Raw genomic sequence first — 21,613 nt, 5'->3', positions numbered from 1 at the left:
ATAAAGGTAGTATGGAATGAACATTAGATGGTTTTTTACTACTCTAATGAACGGAGAATAAACTCGTATGCGTATTAAATGGTTTTCCTTGATCAGGATTACAGGCTTACTCTTGGTGCTTTTGTACCATTTCTTTCAGACGGTTTTTCCAGGAGGTTTCTTCGGGGTTGATGTCTTTTTTACCTTCTCAGGTTTCCTAATTACGTCACTCCTGTTAGAAGAATTTGGACAAAAAGGTAAGATTGATATCCTAGGATTTTTTAGAAGACGCTTCTATCGGATTTTTCCCCCAGTTGTCTTGATGATCCTGGTCGTTATGCCTTTTACTTTCTTGGTTCGACAGGATTATGTGGCAGGAATCGGTGGTCAGATTGCTGGTGTCCTTGGTTTTATGACTAACTTCTATGAAATGCTGACAGGAGGAAGTTATGAATCTCAATTTATCCCTCACCTCTTTGTTCACAACTGGAGTTTAGCGGTTGAAGTTCATTACTATATCTTGTGGGGCTTGGCAGTTTGGCTTATGTCTAAGCAAGCCAAAACAGGTGGGCAACTACGGGGAATGGTTTTTCTACTATCTTCAGCTACCTTCGTCGTTAGCTTTCTTTCAATGTTTATTGGTAGCTTTATCGTTAGCTCATACTCAACGCTTTACTTTTCAAGTTTGACTCATGTTTATCCATTCTTTTTAGGAAGTGTGCTTGCGACCTTGATAGGAGTTCGTCATACGACACCTCTTCTCAAACGTTTGAATCAAACCCTAGACTTGAAACAGACCTTGCTAGTATTTGGGGCTGGTCTCGGAGTTTTACTCTTATTGACCTTCTTTGTGAAATTCAATTATCTCTTTGCCTACTTGCTTGGTTTCTTGTTGGCAAGTTTAGCTGCCCTTCTGATGATCGTTGCAGCACGAGTTTTACATGAGAAAACTCCGACGATTGAAGAACCAAAGGTAATTAGCTTCTTAGCTGATACGAGCTATGCCGTTTATCTTTTCCACTGGCCGTTTTATATCATTTTCTCTCAGTTGATGAGCAATCTACCGGCAGTGATTCTCACCACTATCTTTTCTTATCTCTTTGCAAGCCTTTCTTTCTATGTGATTGAACCTTTCATTGCCGGGAAGAACACTAGCTTATTGCAAAGGGTAAAAGAAATTCCGCATATTCAACCAATCTTTGCGGGTAGCGTCGGTTTTCTTGGCTTGCTGACACTGATTGTGATGCTCATAGCTCCCCAAGTCGGTGCTTTTGAAACGGATTTGATGGTAAATGGCCTCAATCAAGCTCAAACCAATATTACCCGTACAAAAACCATGGCGGATCAAGCAGAAGCCAGTCGCTACAATATTGCTGAAGGTGTATCCATTATCGGAGATTCTGTAACCTTGCGCGCAACACCTGGACTTAAAGAGGTTCTACCAGACGCTCAGACAGATGGTCAAGTAAGCAGAAATACTAAGCAAGCCAATGCTATTATGCTCAACCACAGTCAGAATAAAGTCCTCCCTAAAATAGTTGTTATTGCTACTGGAGTGAATAACCCTGAGGATTATAAGGCTGATATCGATTCTTTGATAACAAATCTACCTAAGGGACATCAGCTTGTACTTGTGACACCTTATGAGGGTGATACAACTCAAGCAACTCAGCCTTATGTAGAACAGTATGCTAGCTATGTGCGTGAAGTAGCTCAAAAGTATCCTTACATTGAGGTTGCAGACTGGAATCAAGTGTCTAAAGATCATCCAGACATCTGGAAAGGAACGGACCAAGTTCACTTTGGAAGTGATAATACCAAATTAGAAGAGGGTGCTAAGCTCTACGCAGAAACGATAGCATCAGCTATCAAGGCCTTGGCAGATAAGCCTGTGAAGTCAAAATAATATCTAAAAAGTAGAGATGACCGTTCTCTACTTTTTCTTTTTAGAAAGTACTTCTTAGAAAATAATTCATTCTCTAAGCTTCTCTCTCTAACCTATGGCAATATCGTCTTACTCTAGGTTATTAGATCTTTGGGTAGTTTGGCTCAACTATGGCAATCTCTAGGCTTTCGTTTTTATGTCGGATCACGTCTTGATTGGGAAAAACTTGCCAAATTGTCAGAATTATGAGAAAATAGGTGCAGTCAGAAAATGGAGGGAATGCAATGAGAGAAGACATCAAGATTAATGACCGTGCTTTAGCATTAGGAAATCAAATCATTGACAAGCTAGAAAAAGTTTACGATACAGATGTGGAATTAGATGTCTATAATCTTGGCTTGATTTACGAGATTCATTTGGACGAGGCTGGTCTTTGTACAATTGTCATGACCTTCACCGATACAGCCTGTGACTGTGCAGAAAGTTTACCTATTGAAATTGTGGCAGGTCTGAAACAGATTGAAGGAATTGAGGATGTTAGGGTTAAAGTTACCTGGTCACCTGCCTGGAAGATTACACGCATCAGTCGCTATGGACGTATAGCACTTGGACTACCACCGCGCTAAAAAACAAGAGCTCTCTGCTAATAAACAGAGAGCCTTTTTGTTATTAGATTCCTCTAACTGCAAAATAGTGTCCGCTTGAATTTGCAAAGTTAAAGTTAGGGAAAGGTTGAGTATTGATCGAACTAGTGGTATCAGTCACTGCAGCTAGGCGTTTATGAAGACCGTGAAGATCTGCTGACTCAAAGAGTAGGCTGGGTTTCATATCAACTACCTCCGGTGATACTTGACGAATAAAATCCTTAGCATAGATAGTGAAAGTCAGCGTACTGTCAGCGTGAGGTTTCATCTCAAAAGTTTCAAATTCCATTATTTCTGGTTGATTAAAAACTTCAAATCCAATGGCAGACCAAAAGTCTCTCTCCACTGCTACATCATCTACGTAGAGCATAATTCCTGTATTTTGTGAAAACATTGTTTCTCCTTTGTAATCATAGTTAGAGCAAAGATTTTATAACATTCTATGAGAAAATACAAATAACTAGAAAAAGCAGTCATTTAGCGACTGCTTATTTTCTAGTTATTTTTTACCAGATTGTTCCATATTCCAGAAATCTGTAACGGCACCGCGTGATGCAGAAGATACGGTATGGGCATACTTACCAAGGACACCACGGCTATAGAGTGGTGGCAAGGTTGTTTCTGCCTTGCGTTTTTCAAGTTCTTCTTCCGATACGGCCATGGAAATTTCTTTGGTATCTTGGTCAACCGTAACGATATCACCTGTACGAAGGTAAGCAATCGGTCCACCATCCTGAGCTTCAGGGGCGATATGTCCGACAACCAGACCATAAGTACCACCAGAGAAGCGTCCATCTGTCAAGAGGGCAACCTTGTCTCCTTGGCCTTTACCAACGATCATTGATGAAAGGGACAGCATCTCAGGCATACCAGGACCACCCTTAGGTCCAACGAAACGAACAACGACAACATCGCCATCAACGATTTCATCTGACAAGACAGCTTGGATAGCATCTTCTTCAGAGTCAAAGACCTTGGCTGGACCAACGTGACGACGAACCTTAACACCTGACACCTTGGCAACTGCACCGTCAGGAGCAAGATTACCGTTCAAGATGATAAGCGGACCATCTGCACGTTTTGGATTTTCAAGTGGCATGATAACTTTTTGACCTGGTGTGAGGTCTGCAAAGTCAGCCAAGTTTTCAGCAACAGTCTTACCAGTACATGTGATACGGTCTCCGTGAAGGAAGCCATTTGCCAGCAAATACTTCATAACCGCAGGCACACCACCAACTTCGTAAAGGTCTTGGAAGACATACTGACCAGAAGGTTTCAAATCGGCCAAGTGAGGCACACGTTCTTGGATGGTATTAAAGTCCTCAAGTGACAAGTCAACATTAGCTGCGTGGGCAATAGCAAGCAAGTGAAGAGTGGCATTTGTAGAACCACCTAGAGCCATAGTCACAGTAATGGCATCTTCAAAGGCTTCACGAGTCAAGATATCTGATGGTTTGAGACCGAGCTCCAGCATCTTAACAACAGCACGTCCTGCTGCTTCGATGTCTTCTTTCTTGTCAGCTGATTCAGCTGGGTGAGATGAAGAACCTGGCAAACTCATACCGAGAACTTCGATAGCTGTCGCCATGGTATTAGCAGTATACATACCACCACAACCACCAGGGCCAGGGCAGGCATTACATTCCAGACGTTTCACATCCTCAGCTGTCATATCACCGTGGTTCCACTTACCGATTCCTTCAAATACAGAAACCAAGTCGATGTCTTTGCCATCCAGTTTTCCAGGGGCGATAGTACCACCGTAAGCGAAAATAGCTGGGATATCCATATTGGCAATAGCAATCATAGAACCAGGCATGTTCTTATCACAGCCCCCGATAGCTACAAAGGCATCTACGTTGTGACCACCCATAGCAGCTTCGATAGAATCCGCAATGATATCACGTGACGTTAGAGAGAAGCGCATACCGGGCGTTCCCATGGCAATCCCGTCTGCTACCGTAATGGTTCCAAATTGAACCGGCCAAGCACCAGCAGATTTGACACCTTCTTTTGCAAGCTTACCGAAGTCATGCAAGTGGATATTACATGGTGTATTTTCTGCCCAAGTCGAAATGACTCCCACAATTGGTGTTTCAAAGTCCTTATCTGTCATACCAGTCGCACGAAGCATGGCACGGTTTGGTGATTTAACCATGCTGTCATAAATGCTACTGCGGTGACGTTTATCTAATTCTGTCATTAAGTTCCCTCCCATTTCAGTTCTTACCATTATAGCACATTTTAAAAACAATGAACAGAAGAAAATTCTTGAATTTTCAGACAATTCAAACCATTGAAATCTTCTTAAAAAAGATTGCATATTTTTGTTGACATTTAAAATTAAAGTGATATCATTTAGATATCAAAAAACAGGAGGTCATTCTGATGACTGAAAAACTAATCAATTCAAAACCAAATGGTGTAGTAGCATTGATACTCATTGAGTTGGCACTCGTACTTGGTGTCTTTATATTTATAATGGGTGCTGGTTCGGAAAATATTTTTGGAATTATTATCGGACTTTTATTAAGCTTAATTGCAGGTCTAGCTCATGCTGGTTTAAAAGTTGTCAAACCTCAGGAAGCACTGGTTTTGACCCTCTTTGGTAACTATACTGGGACCATCAAAGAACCTGGTTTTTACTTTGTCAATCCCTTCAGTATAGCGGTCAATCCTGCAAACCACACTCGACTAGGTCAAAGTGGTGATGTTAGCACAAAATCACCTTTTTCAGGAGTTAAATCATCAAATGGTAATGACGTAAATCTTGAAATTGGCAAGAAACAGATTTCCCTCAAAGTTATGACTTTAAGTAATTCTCGTCAAAAGATTAATGATTGCTTAGGGAACCCTGTTGAAATCGGAATTGCCGTTACTTGGCGTGTGGTCGATACGGCAAAAGCAGTCTTCAACGTTGATAACTATAAAGAATATCTGTCATTGCAGTGTGATAGCGCCCTTCGTAATATTGTCCGCATCTATCCTTACGATGTGTCTCCAAATGTGGATACTACAGGTGATGGGCAAGCAGATGAAGGCAGCCTCCGAGGCTCTAGCGAGATTGTAGCTAGTCGCATTCGTGAAGAAATCCAAAGTCGTGTTGAGGATGCTGGCTTGGAAATCCTTGAGGCACGTATTACTTACCTAGCTTATGCACCGGAAATTGCAGCTGTCATGCTTCAACGTCAACAAGCATCAGCCATTATTGATGCACGTAAGATGATTGTAGATGGCGCTGTAGGAATGGTTGAAATGGCACTAGAACGTCTTAATGAAGGAGAATTAGTAGAACTTGACGAAGAACGAAAAGCTGCTATGGTTTCAAATCTCCTAGTCGTTCTCTGTGGCAATCATGATGCACAACCAATTGTCAATACAGGAAGCCTTTATTAAAAATGGCAGAAGCTAAAAAAAAGCAGATCCCCCTTCGACTCTCGAATAAGTTATACTCCGCACTCGCATCATGGGCAGAAGATGACTTCCGATCAGTCAACGGGCAAATTGAATATCTTCTTACAGAATGTGTCAAGCAACGGAAGAAAGACGGGAAATACGTCTCAGAAACCATTGATGAACCCTTCGAGATTGATATTTAATCTATTTTCCTATCCAGAATAGTGGATAGGAAAATTTTTTTATCTTTTTTTGTCAAGTAACTTTACTTTACAAAAAAGTTTTGATATACTATTAAAGTTGATGAAAATCAAACCTAACTGAATTTATATCTTAAAAGGAGAAATCAAAATGGCAGTACCTGCACGTCGCACTTCAAAAGCGAAGAAAAACAAACGTCGTACACACTACAAAGTAACAGCTCCATCTGTAAACTTTGACGAAGCAACTGGAGATTACTCACGTTCACACCGTGTATCACTTAAAGGATACTATAAAGGACGTAAGATCGCTAAAGCTGCATCAGCTGAATAATAGAAGGGAGATACTATGCGCGTAAATATTACACTTGAACACAAAGAATCTGGTGAACGCTTGTACCTTACTTCTAAAAACAAACGTAACACTCCAGACCGTCTTCAATTGAAGAAATACTCACCAAAACTTCGCAAACACGTTGTGTTTACAGAGGTGAAATAGGGATTCACTACACGTCAATAGATGTGAGAACCCTTGATTTTAAGCGATTCTTGAAATTCTAAATTTCACTACATTGCAATATAAATCAACCGAATCACTACCTTTTTCACTACCTTTTTTGAAATAAGAATAACGATTCGGATATGTAAAAGAAGAGGAGCTTTATTGTGAAGCTCCTCTTTTTTATTTCTCTATGAATATCAGTTGCCACAGAGAGTGGGAGCAGTATAGTTGACATCTTTGAAGAATAAGCGTACAATCAAGGAAATGATTGAGCGCTCACTCAATACATGAGGGGCAAAGGAGTTCATAAAATGGTTGTTCAAGCAATACAATATAGTCGTTTCGGTAATGAAGAAGTATTAGATTTAGTGAATATTAAATCTGATTCTTTAAAAGTGAATCAAGTCAGGGTAGAAGTTCATGCCGTTGGTTTAAATCCTATTGATTACAAGACTTTTGAGGGTGCAAAACCACTTAGATTTTTATCTTTTATGACTAAATTAAGGAATCCAAGTAGTTGGTTTGAGTCGAAATCATCTCTTTTCCCAAGAGGTGTTGGTAGGGATTTTGCTGGAGTCATCACAGAAATTGGTGAAGGAGTAAATACGTTTGCAGTAGGGGATAAGGTTTTTGGAACAATAATCAGTGACCCTGGATTGGGGACCAAAAGGGGTGCTTTGGCAACAGAAATTTGTGTCAATGAATCGGAAATTGTATTAAAACCAAAGACGATTGATATGAACCACGCAGCTACTATGGGAGTAGCCTCTCTAACTGTGGGTGGTGCTTTTAGAAAAATTGAGTTAAATTCTAACGATGTTGTAGTTATTTCAGCAGCGACAGGTGGTATTGGAAGTATTGCAGTACAGTATGCAGTTGCTAAAGGTGCAACGGTTATCGGAATTGCAAGTAAGAAGAATTCAGAATATCTGAAGTCCTTAGGTGCCATACCAGTAGCTTACGAAGAGAACATCCATAATGCTCTTCTATCAGCAACTCCAAAGCCGATTACAAAATTCTTGGATTGCTATGGAAGTGATTACGTTAAGTTAGCCTTTAGTCTAGGTTTGAAGGGGAGTGAGATCGGAACTCTAGTACCTTCTCCATATGTTATAATAAGAGGAGCTCAGTTTACGGGTCCGAGACATTCTACATATGATGACTTTAAGGCTCTAGCGGAGATGGTCTCAGATGGGAAGGTTCAGCTAAATATTGATCAAGTGTATGACTTCTCTCTAAAGTCAGTTAGAGAAGCATATCGTAGTCTGAAGTTGGGACACACTCGGGGCAAAAAAGTCGTAAAAGTAAGAGAGTAGCAGGGAGTTGCTAGTGATGGAAAGTTTAGAACAAAAATATGCCCAGATACTAGAAAACAACAATTTGAGTTTAAAACAACGTCAAGTACTGTTATCAAGTCTAAAATTATTTTCAGAAATTGGTTTTGAAAACACAACAGCCAGTCTTATTGCCAAGGAAGCTGGGGTTTCAGAAGGGACGGTTTTTAGTTACTTTAAGACCAAGGAAGGCATCTTAGAAGCAATTTTATCGACTTTTCTTGAGCAAGTTATTCCAGATGTGATTGCTGATTTTTCTAAGAAGAAATTTACAGAAAACCAAGAGACCTTTTCAGTGTTTTTGAGAAGTATTGTTCGTGATAGACTAGTTTTTATTCGAGAGAATCAAATGCAAGTTAAAATTCTCTTGAGTCGTTCTTTTATTGATAATACTATTTCTAACCAGTTAGGTAATGTTATTGTTGACTCTATCATTAAGCCAATTAGTCCAATCCTGAATCAGTTTAAAGAAATGGGCATCATTAGAAATTGGTCAAATGAAAGAATAGTTCGCTATATTTTAGCCTTGAGTCTTTCTTATGTTCTTCCAATGATGTTGAATGATAACGAGGATCTAGATATAGATGAGGCAGTAAAAGAAATAGTTGAATGCCTGTCTTTTGCATTAGTAGAAGTAAAATAAATCTTGATTTTAAGCTTACTATTTTAAATAGTGAGCTTTTTGAAGCCAACATAAAAATCCCCAATCATAATGATTGAGCAAATGAATCTTGGCTCTATAATTTCTTTAGTGGGTAACACCACTGTAGGAATTATGGAGCCTCTTTTGTTGTAGAAAAAAAGTCCCTTAAGACCTATAATGAAAAGTGACTAAACCATCATTAAAATAAGTATTTTCCTGAAACTTTATTATTTTCTGTTATAATAGACATTTCTTCATTTTTCCGTTATAACAGACACTGACATGCTCTTGTAATATTATTTTGGTAAAATTCAAATTATAAAAGGAGGCTAAAACTATGAGAAAATTAATAGGTATACTACTACTTTCATTATCAATCATTTCGTTAATTGCTTGCTCTAAAAACAACTACCAATCTTTAGATGGTGAGTATTATTGGATCTCAAGTGAAAGAAACGAGTTGGCGTTTACTATTAAAGGAGATAATGCTTCCATAGAGCATGGAGAAGCCGATAGTTTTATCATTAACAAAAAAAAGAATACGATCGAATTAACTGGACAAAATATTGCAAGTCGAATAGAAGAATATTCATTTAAAGATGGGGTCTTTTCTGTTGACATTAGTGGAGTTAAGCACGACTACTATCTTAAAGATAGCGAAGCATATAATAACGCTCTAAAACAATATGGATATAAATAACATCATTCACACCTATTTTACCGAATAGGTGGTTTTTTGTAGCAAAAATGGAATACCCTCCAAATATAGATAGAAAAAGTTGAACTTTGTTCTAATAAGTTAATTTCATACTAAAAAACATCCCAAAAGTTAGATTTTTTCTATCTAACTTTATAGTCAATATCTTGTGCATTAGCTTTGAGTAAATATGTAAAATCTCTAGAAAAATTTATTGCTGTATGGAAACTTTCGTTTTCTACTTTATCTACATCATAAAATAGCGGAATCAAGCCAATGGTATGAAATTTCCGACAATAATTCCTACAATTCTCGGATCTTCATCATATGAAAGAAAAATATCTCTATACTTAGGGTTGATAGAAACTAACTTTAAGCCGTGTTCTTCACGATAAACTCGCTTAATATAGGTCTGGCTATTACAGACAACGGCATAAACTGCTCCATCGTAATCAAATCCTGTCTCACGAATGAGAGCAACAGAACCGTTTTGATATTTGGGCTCCATTGAGTCACCAGAAATCCACGAGGCGAAATCATGGGCTAGTTCTTCATCAAAATAAACAATATCATAGTCCTGAACGTTATAAACTGATGAACCGATACCAGCAGACATTTTTTCGTAAACATGGTACTCATATAATTTTTCTGATATCGAAACAACATTCTTACATTGGCCTTTTTGAACTAGTTTTCTTACATAGCTAAGTGCTTGATCCTTTCCTTCATCTGATAAAGTCTTATATAGTCGGACGATTTCAAGCTCTGTAAAATAACCTTTTGGTACTTTTAGAATCTGCTCCAAAAGCTTTACTTTTTCTCTAGACGGTTGTTTTACTCCACGCTCCCATGCAGAATAGGCTTGATAGCTAATACCTAATTGATCTGCAATATCCTTTTGAGTCGTTTTTAGCTCTTTTCTACGAGCCTTTAGTTTTTCTGGTTGGTACATCATTTACCTCACATTAACAATAATTTCAATTCAGCTTTTTGTTTTGCTTCTTTGTCTGTTAGCTTATTTTTATCCCAAACATAAGCTATTGATTTTCCTCTATCATAAATGAGCCATACTCTTAAATTATTACAGTAAGTCTTTATTGTTTTCCAATTCTCTTGATCTAGAAGTTCTGGATATTCTTGACTAGTCACGAAGCCTTTTTTGATTACTGATTGCTCAATCTTATTGATTAGAGAAGTCTGATAGTTGTTGAACTCCTTTATAATCTGATCTTTGACACCGTGAAACAAAAGGAGTAGTGTGGCATTTTGTCCATCAATATAAGCATCGATAGCCTGCTTAATGGTACTTTCTTTTCCAGGATAATATTCTCTAAGAAGATCTAAAAGGCGAAAGAACAATGCCTGCTTTGAAACATCCAGGCTATTTTGAATATGTTGAAAGGTATCGCAACTATAATAAATCTTTGACAACAAAACAATGTCAGGCATTAATACTACAGCAGAGAAAATATTCGCTTCTCGCTCTAGTAAGTTCTCCTGATTATCAATAGATTCTGCAAAATAATTACCTTCATGCTCTAGGATAAAATGTCCTAGTTCATGACACAGAGTAAAATTCTGCTTTACGATTGGATTATCTTTTTCAAAAGAAAAACTAATACCTAATTCATCAATAACAGTTAATCCTTCAATCTTATGATTGGAGAAGTGGTGACTAATCACTTGAATCTGATATTTCTGAATACAATGTTGAAAGAAGTAGTTGAAATTATAGTTTAGTAATGAAATGTCATGATCCTTCATATACTGATATAACACGTGTTTTGTAGACTTACTTATTCTTGTATACAATTCATCCAAAGAATGATACCTCCTTTAAGTATAAATTACAAAACTAAACAAATTCGGTTGAGTTTATTATATAAAAAAAGTGGATGTGTGTCCACTTTTTTTATATTACGTTAAATATATAAACATAGTCTAATTATTTCTTTTTTTTACCAAAGCTGAAAGTGCTATTCCTCCAAAAGTCAGCAACGCCCCTCCAATTTTATTCCTGTGTTCTCTATAAAATCTTTCGTGCTCTCCACAGAATTTTGCTTTTGGAGAGTATACTTCTTTATTACATCTAAAGTATTTACATGTTTTAACTTTCTCTTCTTTCATTCGTATCTTCCTCTACTAATAATGTTTCTGAATGGTTAACCAATGCATTGATATTTTCTGAAATACTCTGTGTCAAATTTATAAAAGAGCTGCTATTTCCTTTTGTAAAATTATCAATTTTCCAAGCTAAACTTTTTCCATCATATTTAGGCTCAAGTAAAGTTTGCTCAGTAAAAGCTTTGTAATTGCTTAATACAGCTATAACAGACTCATGTTCCTCTAATACTGTATAAGCAACAACATTTAATTGCATTGCAGATGATAGGTAACTAATTGATTGTTGAAGCAGAGTATTTATTCTTTTTGCATCTTTTGAATTGGTTTTAATGTTGATAAAGTCTAAACCATCTGTGTAAATTGACATCATTAGTTTTGCAATGGTATTATTATTTTCTTTAATCGCTGAAAGTAGTAATTCTTTTTTTAATTGCTCATTTCTGGTTGCTAAGGCCTCTACAATTAGTTGGCGAGCACTGAAAAAGCCTGAAAATCTATCATTGTATTGCCCTTGTTCCACGCGGATAACTAGTTCATTTAAGCTTTCAATTTGTTCTGAAATAGATGCTAGTTGCCCTTGTATTGCAGAAAGCTCAGGTAGATTCCCTAACTCTTTGACAGCCCTTTTCTCTAAGGTTACACTACTTTTAATTTTTCCAGATTCAGTATCTTTTAATACTGCATATGTCTCGCCTGTCTTTTTTCGTATACCATAACTCCATTCTCCCGATTTTAACTTTTCTTTTGCAACTTCAGATAATTTTGCAACGTATTCTACATTGTCATTATCATTCTTTTCAATAAGTTTTTTTAATAATTTAGCTTCAGGAATATGAGTAAACAAATTATTTCTAATCTTATTAGCAACTACTAAAGAGGCTTCTTTTTGCAGTGGAGTTAATGAATATGATTGGAAATCATAGTTGTATAATTCCTTTTTTCTGACATCAACTTCAAAATGCTCCATTTTTGGTATTTCAATTTCAAAACTCTCCATACTTTAATCCCCATTTTTGGAACTTTAATTTAAAGTTCTATAGTTTGTATTGTTTCTAGATCTTTGGTAACGATCGCAGTATCAAATCGTATTTCAAATAAAACTAAAGATTCCCCTGCAAATTCAATAGTATTTTTGTAACCTGGTACTTTAGCAATAAACTGGTCCGCCACTTCAAAAATAGTTTTGGTACTTTTTTGAACTAAGCCCTTAGCTTTTACGTGTTCATTCCCAGAGTGTGGAATTGTAGTAAATGCAATATGAGAGTTTGATTCCATTTCCTTAATCTTATCATTACCTTTGAAAGATGAGAAGTAGAGTATATTATTGGTTGAATCAAAAACAAAATTTACTATTCTTACATTTGGAATATTGTTTACAGATGTCGCTAAGGCAATTTCTTTTTGTTCTGACATTATTTTCAAAAATTCTTTTTTTACATCCATTTATAAAACACTCCTTTTAATCAATGAAGTTATCGAACAAAAAAGGCTAATTTTTTGTTTACTTATTTTTTTCAAATGCTTTTTTTCTCTTTTCCATAAACTCGATCAACTCTTTCTTGAAAATAGCCTTTTCTTCTTCGGTTAGACCATTTGAATTCATACGGAAAAGAAGTTCTACATTATCTAACTCGTCTTCTTTTAGATGTTCATCCGAATTACCAACTAAATAATCAATTGATACATTTAAAACTTGTGCAATCTTGACTAAATTATCTTGTGTTGGTTTTTTAGCTCCACGTTCCCATGAAGCATAGGCTGGTTGCGAAATTCCTAATTTTTCAGCTACATCGACTTGTGTAAGATGTGCTTGTTTTCTAAGATTTTTTAATCGTTCCGAAAATTCCATTTTAAACCTCTAAAATTTTTTTGTATTAATTTCAAATAATCTCTTGACAAATATAACCAATGGTTATATAATATAAATATAGCTGATGGTTATATGGGATTTAAAAATAATAACCTTATTTTCAAGGCTAAATCATGATCTTTGACAATTTAATAAAAAGTGCGTCTGACAACCAGAGGACTGATCATCAGAACAACACATAAACTTCGTACCTTTATTGTAAATGTTTTGATAAGAAAAGTCAAGTCCGTTTTATGGTTGAAGTGAAGATAGAAAACAAGACTCAATTCTTGTGGGCTTCCACGCATTTCGGACTTTCGCACTTTTCCGAATAGTAAAGTGAACTGGCTTCGCCAAAGGGCGTAAGAGAATCTTAAGGGTATGATAATGACTCCCCAATGAGATTGGCTGGGAAAGCGATGGTAATTGACGCAAAGCACCTTGCTAAACGTTGCCACCGTGAAGGAGGGATCCTTCAACCAAATAACTTTTCTTTACTGCTGTCTATCTAATTAGATAGACCTACTCTCAAGCTACTAAGTTCTTTCCTTTTTTCACTTAGTAGCTTTTTTACTTATTACAATAAAGGAGAATGATATGACAAACTTTTTTCGCACTACAATGTAAACGACTCTATGATAACTATGAATTCACCTATGGTATGTTTAGTGAATCTGATAAACTACAGGCTAAACTTTATGCTCAAGCTCAAATAGATCTAGATCATCTGGCTCAAGATGCTCGTAGAAATGGCTATGCTCATGGGGATATTCAATTCTATAGTCGTATGTTTAAACGCAAACTTTTTACACACTATTACTCAAGAGTGAAGCAATTAGCTTAACTCTTTTTATTTTACACTCAGAAAGGAAAAACTTATGATCTCAGAAACACTTAAAATGAAACCAGAATTTATTGGCCCTGCTTACTACGAACGTTTAGGAAATGCTCCTAAATTTATTTTTGGAAAAGAAGGCAAATACCAACGTCACATTCTAAACAGTGCAGAGCACGGTGCCTTTCATGTCATCACACCAGCTTCTACAACGGTCATTCCAGAAGATGCTCTAGTAGAAACTGTTAACCCAATCTTTTTCCCAGATACTGCTCTAAATGGCAATACTGTTGCACCCTATCTCAATGTCTTTGCGGAAAAATTGGTACTTAAAAAATAAGAATTTAAAGGAGAAAATCACATGGCTAAAATTGGATTAAACTACGGAGAAAAATTACAAATTGCTGACAAGACTTATCGTGTCATTACAGACGGGCTAGATGTCCCAGCTGTCCTTGGAAAACTGACTTTCCGAGGCATTGAAGGTCCTGATATCATCTTTGAAGTGGATCGCTCACAACGAAATCCTGATGGATCATTTGTACAAGTCAATACAGGTGAGATCCGTGGGATTGTTGTAGGGATTCATTCTTCTGTCCAGCATGAAACCCTCTTTTTCACTATCGCAGATATGTCTGAGTCTGAAATTGAAGATTTGGGCATTAAATACCGTGAAGAGGTTGAACTAGAAGATATTGTTATCACCCATACCCATGTCAATCGTAATGATATCTATAAGCTCTTTGCTTCTAAAATCAAGAAAAAAGCTGGAGGCGCACCGACTAAAGAAAACAAACCAGTAGAAAATAAGAAGGAAAACTAGGAGGTGATGTAGAATGAAACTCTTTACCTATCGGGGAAAAAGAGTTCGAGTTTTTCATCGTAAACTAAAGGGAATCACATGGTTTATCTGGTGGTTTCCTTTTTTGTTGGCTATTAGTTACTACAGCTATTTACATCTAGAAGAATTAAAAGTCCATCCCTTACCTCAAGGATATTTTCTAGGAGCTGGGCTTCTCTCTTCTTTGCTTCTCTCTTGGTTTATTAATCGGGTTTGTTACAGAAAAATGCTCTTTTTTCAAAAGCTAAACAACCTTCGAATTCTTTCTCGTTTTTTGCTAGAGAATAACCTCTATCTCGTTAAAAAGATTAGACGTGAAAACAAGATCATTGAAAAAATCACCTTACCTCAAGTGTATATCAAACAGTCTCGCTACAAGATTGAAGTGAGTTTCATTCTAGAAGGAAATAAATTTCAAGATCGCTTCCTCAACCTTGGAGCTACTCTTGAAGTCATGTTTAATGGGGACTTTCGTAATAAAACCTTTGATAATCGCTTTATCAAGTATGAAATTGCTATTAATCGGATTGATAGTCGAATCACCATCGATGAAGTAAAAGTCAAGGGATCAAAACTCCAGCTCATGAAAGATGTATCTTGGGATTATATTGAAGAACCTCATCTTCTCATCGGTGGTGGAACTGGTGGAGGAAAAACCGTTGTTCTGATGACCATAATCTATGCACTAGCTAAAGTCGGCTTTGTCGATATCTGTGATCCAAAGAATTCTGACCTGGCTGGATTAAAGAAAATTCCAGTCTTTCATGGTCGGGTATATACTAGTAAGGAAGATATCATTAACTGTTTTAAAGAGAGTGTAGAGTTCATGGAAAAACGCTATGAACGGATGTCTACTTCGCCAAAATTCCAAGCTGGAAAGAACTTTACTCATTATGACATGAAACCAAAATTCATTCTAGTAGACGAGTGGGCAGCGCTTATGGCAAAGATCGATCGTGACTATAGCCAACAGTCAGAACTAATGGAATACCTCTCCCAGTTAGTTCTAGAAGGCCGTCAAGCTGGAGTCTTTATCATCTTTGCTATGCAACGGCCTGATGGAGAATTCATCAAAACTGCTCTTCGGGATAACTTTATGAAGCGTCTCTCCGTCGGTCATTTAGAATCAACAGGATATGACATGATGTTTGGAGATGCTAATAAAACAAAAGAATTTAAAAAGCTAGATGAGATTAACGGAGTGAAAGTCAAAGGACGGGGCTATATCGCAAACAACGGCGAGCTTGCTGGTGAGTTTTTCTCTCCTTATGTACCGCTTGATCAAGGCTTTTCCTTCTACGATGCCTACTCTAACATTCCGATCATGGAGTTTGAAGGAGAAGAATTCTCAGTATTTGAAGAATATAAGCCACCAGTTGAAACAATTGACCCTATAGAGGAAGAGGAGACTATAGAAAACGAACCAAACAAGAGAACGCTCAAAGAATTTGCGGACGAACAAAATCTTAAAATGCCAACCTTACGCAAGATTATCTATCTCTTGACAGAACAAGGGATCGTTTTTGAACGGACTGTGTCCGCTATTCTAGTGGATCCTTTTCAAGAAAAACTTCTTCTTGAAATCCTCGCTCAATTTGAAGAGGGAGGACGCAGGTCTTATCCAAAAGCAGTTGAAGCGACGATTGTTCATCATGGGCTAGGACAAGGGCAAGGGCAAGCCTGACCGCAGGTCAGGCGCAGACCGTAGCCCGAAGTTTCTAGGCCATGATGAAACTTCAACCCCCGTTTTCTAATTCCGAGAAACTATTTGAAATAAAAAAGAATGCTGATAAATCAACATTCTCTAACTGTATTTTTTTTATGAAGATATTAACTTTTGTCTGTTTAGCTACCAAAAGGCTACCAATAAATTTGAATTATTTTTAATATGATTTTTAGTAATATACATTATTACTGAGTTTCAATCTTTTTAACAATAGCATAAGGTTATTGTTAAAAAGGTTTACCTCGACAAACTAAAAGATATTATTTAGTTTATAATCGTATTATTTTATTCGCTATATCTTCTACAAACCTCTTATCGTGTTCCACAAATATGAGTGTAGGATTTGCTTCTTTTATAATTTCCTCAATCTGTATTCTTGATATTACATCTAAATAATTCAGTGGTTCGTCCCAAATAAATATATGAGCTGGCTTTGACAAACTTACAGCAATTAAAACTTTCTTTTTTTGTCCATCGCTATAGTTCTTCATATCTATTTCAAATAATTCTCTTGCAAAATCTAATTTTCTAAGAATTGTTTTGCACAATGTTTCATCAACACCTTGCTTATGAATATACTCGTTTAGGCTACCTGTTAAATTGGATGTATCTTGAGGAACATATGATATTTTTAAATTACTTGCTAATTTTACATCACCTGAATACTCGTGATTTAGACCTAATAAAATTTTAATCAAGGTTGATTTTCCGCTACCATTACCCCCATATATAGCCACTATATCACCTTGCTTTATATCAAAACTTATATTACTTAATATCTGCTTTTTTCCATAATATGATGATAAATCGCAAACTGATATTAGAGGATTTTTGTGGTGATGTAACGGATGCAATAATAGACTTTCCTTTGTTTCAATATCTTTTAGTAAATTCTGTTTTTCTTCTATTGCCTTATTTTGTCTATTCTCCAAATTCTTAGATTTTTTCATCATCTTAGCTGACTGATGACCTATATGCCCCTTGTCTGGTTTTACACCTGATACTTTCACGCCGTTTTTAGTATTTTCAACTTTATCAGACCAAATTTGACTTTGTCTTGCAGCTTCTTTTAATCGTTTAATATCTTTTCTTAATTTCTCATTTTGACTAATCTCAAATTGGTCTTTCATCAATTTATTTTCATACCACGATGTAAAATTTCCTGATTGGACATCAATAGAATTCCTGTTAATAGAAATAATATGATTGATACAATCATCTAAAAAATCTCTATCATGTGATATAAGCAAAAAACCTTTTTTATTTTTCAGATATTCACTGACAATTTTTCTTCCGTCCATATCTAAATGGTTTGTTGGTTCATCTATAAGTAAAAAACCATCTTCTCTTGTAAACAAAATAGCTAAAAGGATTTTTGTTTGTTCTCCTTTAGAAAGCGTTTCAAACTTTCTGTAAATAAGACTCTCATCTACCTTTAGCAAATGAAGTTCTCTAAATAATTTCCATTCTTCCTCATCTGATATTAGTTCTCTATATAACTCAATCCCTAATTTTGAAGTATCACTTAAATTGGGTGGGAATTTAATAAAGTCAACACTTTTGCTGATTTTCCCCTTATAAACTTCTTGGTTTAGAAGCAGCTTAAATAGTGTTGATTTCCCAATTCCGTTTCTTCCTATTAGTCCTGTTTTCCAGTTCGTATCAAATGAAAATGATACATTTTCAAATACAGGTTTTACATAGCCATAATATGAGAAAGTAAGGTTTTCAATTTTAATTGTTGACATAAAAACACCCCCTCAAATTCAGATTTGAGTATTTCTTTTTCCAAACTTACAATATATTCTTTCAAGTTGCCTCGCCTCCTCATAAAATATCTATTTTCCTACAACGCTTTAATCTTCTCATTTATCAATTCAATAAACAGATTGGAGCAAATCAAGCCAAAATGACTGACTGTCTTGTCTTTCATTGCCACGGTTTTCCCAGCGTTTAATAAATCCTTTAGCTTGCTTTTTTTGCTCCCGGATATTATTCACTTTGTGCTCTCCAACTACCACATTATTTTGATTTATTTATGTAATAAATCCTTTAAAGTTTTAATAATTTTGTTTTTATCTGCTTCTGTCAATTCATATTCTCTCAATAAACTAACAATTTCTTCTAGTCCGTCATCACGTCCTTTTAAAATCTCAAAAGACGTACCAAAGATTTCAGCTAATTTTTCTACTGTTTCATCTTTCGGATTTCTCCCTCCATTTTCCCACCTAGCATATTGGGCTTGAGCTACACCTAACTTTTCAGCAACTTCTGATTGAGTAAGTCCCACTTTAAGACGGGCTTTTTTTATATTATCTTTCAACATTTTAAAATTCCTTTCGCTTTTCTATTGACCTATAACCAAAATGGTTGTATCATAGTTATATAACCATTTTGGTTATATAACTAAAAGATATACATTGTAGGTAATACCAGTCCGCTTATGAATATGAAAAAACACCCCAGAAAGCTCTGCAAAGCATTCTGAGGCTTTCGTTTAAAACCAATTTGATTATACCAAAATAGTAATAAAAAGTCCATAAGAAGCGAAATATGGCTAGTCTAAGGATATTATGGCTTCTATACAGTAAATGTCAGAGAAATTGGCAATACTTACTTCTACCATTCGCCTAGTTTAGAGATTGTGAGACAAGAGCAAGGGCGCAAGCCGAAGGCAATGCGCCCGAAGCACGCAGTTCTCTCAATCTCTAAGAAAAAGCTGGCGTTTCTAACAGCCAGCAAACAGATACACTTAAGGCAACGCCCTAAGTAACGTGTCGTCAGCAAAACTCAATAGTAACATTGACCTACGCATTTAGCAATTATAGAAAGGAGGCGTTACAGATGAAAAATAACCTTCAAGCACTACGAGAATATCAAAGCCGAGTAGATTTATCAGAACTAGAAAAATCTATTTATATCAGTATTGACCGACTAACAGTAATCCTTGATAGAGACAACTGTTCTCTAAGACGTATATTTTGGGAATTAAGAAATTCTATCGATTCTATTATTCAAGAATTTAGCATTCAAGCAAATCTAAAAGAAGATTATTTTACACTTTATAAAATGATAAATGAGGATAGTATTAATCTAATTTTCTTCCAATTATCAACCTATGGTGGTTATCAAGTCATACGTTTAGACTTTAACCCAAACTCGCTTAAAGAATTTGGAGGTCTTCAAGTATGGAGGCAGATTATGAATTACGCTCGATTAAATGGATTAGATGTTAGACTATCACGTTTAGACCTTGCTTTTGATATCTTTAACAGACCAGAAATAGTCTTTTTACAACATATCAAAGGTGGAGTTAGTCATAAAATATTCTATGGTAGAGGGGGAAACATAGAAAGTAAATACTGGGGGGCTAGTGGTAGTAATGTTCAAGTACGTTTATACGATAAGAACATAGAGGTACTAAGTCATAAGAGAGCCGATAAATTAAATATCGAGAGTAAACCTTTTTGGTGGCGGTTGGAGTTTCAACTTCGAACAAAAGCTATAAATGCAGAAACCATTTCAGAGATTTCTAAACGATTAGAGAATTTTAGTTTTTTTAGCCTTTCAAGTGTTCCAGATGATAGCAAAGCATTTGCTTATATCTTTCTCCATGCACCAGCTCTTTTACCCGAATTATTCCCCTATCTGAAACCTAACACTATAAGAGTCAAAAAAACTAGGCTTAGAAAACACCTAAAAGCATTTGATAGTAACTCATTTTCTTTAGAGCTTCAAGATGCACTAAAAAAACAAACACCTCGATTAAACAATGAATTAAAACAATTAATAGGAGAATTCATTGAACTTACTAGTAAAGGAGAAGATAATTTATGAACGATAAACTAACTATGACAGTACAAGATATTATGGACTTAGGGTTCTCAAAATGGACTGCTTATAATATTCTACGACAAGCAAAACATATTATGGTTGAGCGTGGTTTCGATTTCTATAACAATAAAGGGCTCGGAACTGTTCCTGTATCAGTTGTATCAGAAATTCTTGGATTGGAGGAACTAAATGTCAAAAACTAGATATACTGGTGTAACTAAAGACGATAAAACTGGGAAATATACTTATTATTTTAAAGCTGGAGTTGACCTAGCTACTGGTAAACCATATCAAGAACGCAGACGCGGTTTTGAAACTGCAAAAGAGGCCTTTGAAGCACGAACAAGGGCATTAAATAAAGTGCATAAAAAAGGTGGAATTAAGCACACTCAATGGACTTTTAAACAATTTATGGACGAAGTATTTATACCAAATTATTATGCTACTACAAGTCCAGACCTCGAACGAAGACGTCAAGTTATATTTGATGAATTTATCCAATATTTTGGTAAGAAAAAACCTAGAGAAATTACAACTTATGATGTAATAAATTATAGGAATAGTTTATTAGAAAAATATTCAAATTCATATGCAAGAAACAAAATGACATTGCTTAATCAAGTTTTGAAAACCGCAAAAAAATATGGGTTAATTTTCCATGAAATACCTACAAGTAATATCAGTCCTATTCCAATAACAAAAAAACATATAGATTTTTGGACAAAAGATGAATTTCAAAAAGTAATACAATCCCTTGATAAAGAGAGTTATTTTGAGCATTTTATTTATACGCTCTTTTGGCTATATTATTTTACGGGAATGCGTGTAAATGAGGCGACTGCTCTTTATTGGGAGGATGTGGACTTTGAAAAGAAAACTCTAGCTATCAATCACAACTTACAGTATATAAATCGTGAAAACTGGGAACGCCGTAATAAGCTAAAAACTGAAAGCTCTCGGCGTACTATTGGACTAGATGATAATACTCTAAAAGTGCTTAAGGAGTGGAAAGAAAGACAAGAAAAAGTCGATAAAATACCATTCATTCTGTCTCCCGACGGAGTTCCATATCGTAAACGTAGTATTAGAGACCAGATTTTAAAATACTCTAAGCGTGCTGGTGT

26 protein-coding genes and 1 pseudogene are annotated in these 21,613 nt (G+C 35.9%); 16 read left to right on the top strand and 11 right to left on the bottom strand.

Annotated elements, in window-relative coordinates; genetic code table 11:
• Positions 1–67 precede the first annotated feature (67 nt).
• Both ADM33_RS00185 and ADM33_RS00180 read left to right on the top strand, forming a co-directional pair.
• Positions 68–1,885 carry an acyltransferase family protein gene (locus tag ADM33_RS00185; RefSeq protein WP_049502669.1) on the top strand — a complete coding sequence of 606 codons (1,818 nt, stop codon included), beginning with the start codon at positions 68–70 and terminating at the stop codon, positions 1,883–1,885.
• Between the two features lie 263 nt (positions 1,886–2,148).
• A complete protein-coding gene (locus tag ADM33_RS00180) occupies positions 2,149–2,490 on the top strand; it encodes a metal-sulfur cluster assembly factor (protein ID WP_001206377.1) in 342 nt (113 codons plus the stop codon).
• A 43-nt stretch (positions 2,491–2,533) separates the two neighbouring features.
• On the opposite strand, the gene ADM33_RS00175 is transcribed toward ADM33_RS00180, so the two are convergent.
• Positions 2,534–2,902 (bottom strand): glyoxalase, encoded by a 369-nt coding sequence (locus ADM33_RS00175; RefSeq protein WP_049502668.1) that lies wholly within the window; start codon positions 2,900–2,902, stop codon positions 2,534–2,536.
• Between the two features lie 105 nt (positions 2,903–3,007).
• A complete protein-coding gene (gene ilvD, locus ADM33_RS00170) occupies positions 3,008–4,711 on the bottom strand; it encodes a dihydroxy-acid dehydratase (RefSeq protein ID WP_049502667.1) in 1,704 nt (567 codons plus the stop codon).
• Between the two features lie 185 nt (positions 4,712–4,896).
• Between ilvD and ADM33_RS00165 the strand changes: the two genes are divergently transcribed.
• From ADM33_RS00165 to ADM33_RS00135, 7 genes are all read left to right on the top strand, one after another.
• Entirely contained in the window at positions 4,897–5,904 is a 1,008-nt protein-coding gene (locus ADM33_RS00165) for an SPFH domain-containing protein (RefSeq protein ID WP_049502666.1), read from the top strand.
• 2 nt (positions 5,905–5,906) lie between these two features.
• Complete coding sequence (locus tag ADM33_RS00160) at positions 5,907–6,107, top strand: PTS ascorbate transporter subunit IIC (protein ID WP_049502665.1); 201 nt, start codon at positions 5,907–5,909, stop codon at positions 6,105–6,107.
• Between the two features lie 148 nt (positions 6,108–6,255).
• Positions 6,256–6,438 (top strand): 50S ribosomal protein L32, encoded by a 183-nt coding sequence (gene rpmF, locus ADM33_RS00155; protein WP_003009516.1) that lies wholly within the window; start codon positions 6,256–6,258, stop codon positions 6,436–6,438.
• 15 nt (positions 6,439–6,453) lie between these two features.
• Entirely contained in the window at positions 6,454–6,603 is a 150-nt protein-coding gene (rpmG, locus tag ADM33_RS00150) for a 50S ribosomal protein L33 (RefSeq protein WP_001265622.1), read from the top strand.
• Positions 6,604–6,917: 314 nt separating this feature from the next.
• Positions 6,918–7,922 (top strand): NADP-dependent oxidoreductase, encoded by a 1,005-nt coding sequence (locus ADM33_RS00145; protein WP_049502664.1) that lies wholly within the window; start codon positions 6,918–6,920, stop codon positions 7,920–7,922.
• 16 nt (positions 7,923–7,938) lie between these two features.
• A complete protein-coding gene (locus tag ADM33_RS00140) occupies positions 7,939–8,583 on the top strand; it encodes a TetR/AcrR family transcriptional regulator (RefSeq protein WP_049502663.1) in 645 nt (214 codons plus the stop codon).
• 337 nt (positions 8,584–8,920) lie between these two features.
• Positions 8,921–9,283 carry a hypothetical protein gene (locus ADM33_RS00135; protein WP_049502662.1) on the top strand — a complete coding sequence of 121 codons (363 nt, stop codon included), beginning with the start codon at positions 8,921–8,923 and terminating at the stop codon, positions 9,281–9,283.
• Between the two features lie 265 nt (positions 9,284–9,548).
• Here the strand turns inward: ADM33_RS00135 and ADM33_RS00130 are convergent, their stop codons facing one another.
• From ADM33_RS00130 to ADM33_RS00105, 6 genes are all read right to left on the bottom strand, one after another.
• Positions 9,549–10,232: a helix-turn-helix domain-containing protein gene (locus ADM33_RS00130; RefSeq protein ID WP_049502679.1), complete on the bottom strand. Its 684-nt coding sequence runs from the start codon at positions 10,230–10,232 to the stop codon at positions 9,549–9,551.
• A gap of 8 nt (positions 10,233–10,240) precedes the next feature.
• Complete coding sequence (locus ADM33_RS00125; RefSeq protein WP_049502661.1) at positions 10,241–11,101, bottom strand: ImmA/IrrE family metallo-endopeptidase; 861 nt, start codon at positions 11,099–11,101, stop codon at positions 10,241–10,243.
• A 120-nt stretch (positions 11,102–11,221) separates the two neighbouring features.
• Positions 11,222–11,407, bottom strand: coding sequence for a hypothetical protein (locus tag ADM33_RS00120; protein WP_049502660.1), 186 nt, complete (start codon positions 11,405–11,407; stop codon positions 11,222–11,224).
• The gene (locus ADM33_RS00115) at positions 11,388–12,401 is read right to left on the bottom strand and encodes a hypothetical protein (RefSeq protein WP_049502659.1); all 1,014 of its coding nucleotides are present in this window, start codon (positions 12,399–12,401) and stop codon (positions 11,388–11,390) included. The genes ADM33_RS00120 and ADM33_RS00115 overlap by 20 nt, the downstream gene beginning before the upstream one ends.
• 29 nt (positions 12,402–12,430) lie before the next feature.
• Complete coding sequence (locus ADM33_RS00110) at positions 12,431–12,847, bottom strand: pyridoxamine 5'-phosphate oxidase family protein (RefSeq protein ID WP_049502658.1); 417 nt, start codon at positions 12,845–12,847, stop codon at positions 12,431–12,433.
• Between the two features lie 58 nt (positions 12,848–12,905).
• Entirely contained in the window at positions 12,906–13,253 is a 348-nt protein-coding gene (locus tag ADM33_RS00105) for a helix-turn-helix domain-containing protein (RefSeq protein WP_049502657.1), read from the bottom strand.
• 661 nt (positions 13,254–13,914) lie between these two features.
• On the opposite strand from ADM33_RS00105, the gene ADM33_RS00100 reads away from it, so the two are divergent.
• The 4 genes from ADM33_RS00100 to ADM33_RS00085 are packed head-to-tail and all read left to right on the top strand — an operon-like array spanning position 13,915 to position 16,613.
• Entirely contained in the window at positions 13,915–14,097 is a 183-nt protein-coding gene (locus tag ADM33_RS00100; RefSeq protein ID WP_006149311.1) for a hypothetical protein, read from the top strand.
• Between the two features lie 34 nt (positions 14,098–14,131).
• Entirely contained in the window at positions 14,132–14,428 is a 297-nt protein-coding gene (locus tag ADM33_RS00095; RefSeq protein WP_049502656.1) for a hypothetical protein, read from the top strand.
• Positions 14,429–14,449: 21 nt separating this feature from the next.
• A complete protein-coding gene (locus ADM33_RS00090; RefSeq protein WP_006149314.1) occupies positions 14,450–14,911 on the top strand; it encodes a hypothetical protein in 462 nt (153 codons plus the stop codon).
• A gap of 13 nt (positions 14,912–14,924) precedes the next feature.
• Positions 14,925–16,613, top strand: a complete 1,689-nt coding sequence (locus ADM33_RS00085; protein ID WP_049502655.1) for an FtsK/SpoIIIE domain-containing protein — start codon at positions 14,925–14,927, stop codon at positions 16,611–16,613.
• Between the two features lie 311 nt (positions 16,614–16,924).
• Here ADM33_RS00085 and lsa(C) read toward each other — a convergent pair whose 3' ends face one another.
• The 3 genes and pseudogenes from lsa(C) to ADM33_RS00070 form a co-directional block, all read right to left on the bottom strand.
• On the bottom strand, positions 16,925–18,403 hold the full coding sequence (lsa(C), locus tag ADM33_RS00080; protein ID WP_049502654.1) for an ABC-F type ribosomal protection protein Lsa(C): 1,479 nt from the start codon (positions 18,401–18,403) through the stop codon (positions 16,925–16,927).
• Between the two features lie 132 nt (positions 18,404–18,535).
• A pseudogene (locus ADM33_RS11865) lies at positions 18,536–18,655 on the bottom strand (methylase); the annotation flags it as partial.
• A 32-nt stretch (positions 18,656–18,687) separates the two neighbouring features.
• Positions 18,688–18,981, bottom strand: a complete 294-nt coding sequence (locus tag ADM33_RS00070; RefSeq protein WP_017771665.1) for a helix-turn-helix transcriptional regulator — start codon at positions 18,979–18,981, stop codon at positions 18,688–18,690.
• A gap of 518 nt (positions 18,982–19,499) precedes the next feature.
• Here ADM33_RS00070 and ADM33_RS00065 point away from each other — a divergent pair.
• The 3 genes from ADM33_RS00065 to ADM33_RS00055 all read left to right on the top strand — a co-directional run.
• Complete coding sequence (locus ADM33_RS00065) at positions 19,500–20,492, top strand: replication initiation protein (protein ID WP_049502653.1); 993 nt, start codon at positions 19,500–19,502, stop codon at positions 20,490–20,492.
• Positions 20,489–20,692 (top strand): DUF3173 domain-containing protein, encoded by a 204-nt coding sequence (locus ADM33_RS00060; RefSeq protein WP_049502652.1) that lies wholly within the window; start codon positions 20,489–20,491, stop codon positions 20,690–20,692. The genes ADM33_RS00065 and ADM33_RS00060 overlap by 4 nt, the downstream gene beginning before the upstream one ends.
• A partial coding sequence (locus ADM33_RS00055; protein ID WP_049502651.1) for a tyrosine-type recombinase/integrase occupies positions 20,679–21,613 on the top strand: 935 nt, incomplete at its 3' end. The genes ADM33_RS00060 and ADM33_RS00055, both read left to right, overlap by 14 nt.

It is taken from the genome of Streptococcus oralis, from assembly GCF_001075875.1.
In the GTDB taxonomy this organism is placed as follows: domain Bacteria; phylum Bacillota; class Bacilli; order Lactobacillales; family Streptococcaceae; genus Streptococcus; species Streptococcus oralis_I.
Note: the sequence above shows the minus strand (reverse complement) of the source record. Positions and strands in the feature narration are given on the sequence as shown.